Below are 2,146 nucleotides of genomic sequence, written 5' to 3'. Positions count from 1 at the left end.
GGGACCCGATTTGTAGTACTCAGTCGTAAAAAAGATAGCCAAGTCTATTTAAAGGAAGGAAGTGTTGAACTAGAATCGGGCAGTCGCCGGGTGCTCCTTAAACCCGGTCAGTTAGCCAAAGCCTCAAAACCCGGTAATCTGGCCCCCATCGAAGCCGTTTCACGGCCCGCTCATTTAACCGCCTGGCAGCAACAGCGTTTCTTATTCGATCACACCCCTGTATCAGTCGTGATTGAACAAATTAATGATCGTTTCAATACCAAGATTGGTATTGAACCCAGCTTGAAAGATCGCCAGCTTTCCGGCGATTTTGTTGCTCCTCATTCTCAGGATATTATCCATACCTTAACCTACATGCTTAATGCCGAACTCGTAGCAAAATCAGATTCCCTGGTACTTACCCCCCGCTAATTCCCCTTCATTCATCGTACCTTAACTAAACGTTATTTATGAGCGTAGATGTACCACGTTTCGCCTTCACGGCGGGGCTATGCTTCCTATTGGCCCAACCTACTTTGGAAGCTCGTAGTCGGATTCCTGTCACAGAGGCTATCTTTAGTCAGCAAACTGCTCAGAATCAGCAAACGCTCCGCCAGCGGCTGAATGCGATTCGGCAGCGATTTGGGGTAAGCATTCTCATGGAAGAAATACCCGAATTGAATCAATGGGCACCCGCTCCCAAAGGACGTACGGCCGATGAACAGCTTCGCAATTTACTGAGTCCCTTTCCAATTGAAATAAAAGAAGTGCGGGCAAAGACCTATGTCTTATCGCAAAAACAAAAAGACAGTTCCCGTCCGGTGAATGCTTCATCAAGTAATGCAGTACCAACGGCAGAGAGCAGAGTCATTCAAAACATTTCAGGAAAAGTTTTAACGGACGAGACGGGAGAACCGCTGGCTGGAGTTAGCATCTTAATTAAGGGCACGCTCCTGGGTACGATGACCAACGATAAAGGCGAATTCCGCCTGGATTTGCCCGAAAATGGTTCTACGCTAGTCTTTTCTTTCGTGGGCTATAAAACCCAGGAAGTGATCGTTAGAAGCCAGCGGATTCTTGACATTCGGCTCCAAATTGAAGCCGCCCGGCTGGACGAAGTAGTGGTTACCGGATATGGCAATAAAAGTATTCGTGAATTAACGGGAGCCGCCGTACAGATACAGGCCGAAGATTTACAAAACGTGACCAGTTCGACGCTTCTGCAAAATCTACAGGGCAAATTAGCAGGAGTCAATATTGCTAATGCGGGCGGAGGTCCTGCGGGTTTCATGAGCATCATGATTCGCGGAGCAGGCTCGCTGGGCGGTGCTTTTGGGAGTGCCTATCAACCTTTAATCGTAGTGGATGGCATCATTCAGGCCTCTTCTGAAACGCAGAATGCCCTGGCTTATCTAGCTCCGCAGGCATTGCTTCGGTCACTGTTCTGAAAGATGCGGCTTCTACCGCCCTGTACGGATCAAGAGCCGCTAATGGCGTGATTGTTATTACGACCAAGCAAGGGAAAAACGGACCTACCCGCATTACGGCCAATGTAACGATGGGTATCAATGAGCCCACCTTAGGAAAGGTACGCATGATGAATTCGGCGGAACGGTACGATCTCATGCGTCAGTCTTTCGGTAACTCTTTCCGTAGAAGCAATCCTACGGCCAGCGATGAGAGCGTAGCGGCTTACGTTAATCAGCAGGCTCCTGCCAGCCTGCTGACCCATAACACCAACTGGACGAACCTTATTTATAATACGGGTGTAACCCGTAACTACGAAATTGGTATTTCCGGCGGGAATGATAAAATCAAAAACTACACCGGATTTAACCTTTACTCGGAAGACCCGGTAAAAATTACGGACTTATACCGACGACTTAATTTTCGCACCAATACCGAGTTTACGCTCAACAAACGGATGGTGTTATCGACGGCTCTCAACGGTTTATACAACACGGTGCAATCAGACGGCGTACTCAACATTGCCAGTGCGGGTTATTACCTGCTTCCGTTTGATTCCCCGACTCGGGCCGATGGATCGTACCGAGTCGGAGGCAGTGCTGACCCAGGCTGGCGTTCGGGAGGTTCGTTTAACCCGCTCTACAGCGTAGGAAAAAACTGGAGTAAAGCCAAAACCTTTCAGGTAAATGCCGATCTTACC

Annotated in this window: 3 protein-coding genes and 1 pseudogene; all 4 read left to right on the top strand. The window is 48.7% G+C overall.

The window, feature by feature from the left end; genetic code table 11:
• Positions 1–411: FecR domain-containing protein (locus BWI97_RS26480; protein WP_146011074.1), on the top strand; the 411-nt coding region annotated here is incomplete at its 5' end.
• 38 nt (positions 412–449) lie between these two features.
• Positions 450–1,427: a carboxypeptidase-like regulatory domain-containing protein gene (locus BWI97_RS26475; RefSeq protein ID WP_102203441.1), complete on the top strand. Its 978-nt coding sequence runs from the start codon at positions 450–452 to the stop codon at positions 1,425–1,427.
• A pseudogene (locus BWI97_RS29410) lies at positions 1,406–1,453 on the top strand (hypothetical protein); the annotation flags it as partial. The gene BWI97_RS26475 and the pseudogene BWI97_RS29410, both read left to right, overlap by 22 nt.
• A gap of 21 nt (positions 1,454–1,474) precedes the next feature.
• On the top strand, positions 1,475–2,146 hold a 672-nt coding region (locus BWI97_RS26470; RefSeq protein WP_146011073.1), incomplete at its 3' end, for a hypothetical protein.

Origin of the sequence: Siphonobacter sp. BAB-5405, assembly GCF_002872335.1 — a bacterium.
Lineage (GTDB): Bacteria > Bacteroidota > Bacteroidia > Cytophagales > Spirosomataceae > Siphonobacter.
Note: the sequence above shows the minus strand (reverse complement) of the source record. Positions and strands in the feature narration are given on the sequence as shown.

Excerpts from the sequence above, each read along its gene's own strand:
- BWI97_RS26475 (WP_102203441.1), top strand. The coding sequence starts at position 450 with ATGAGCGTAGATGTACCACGTTTCGCCTTCACGGCGGGGCTATGCTTC.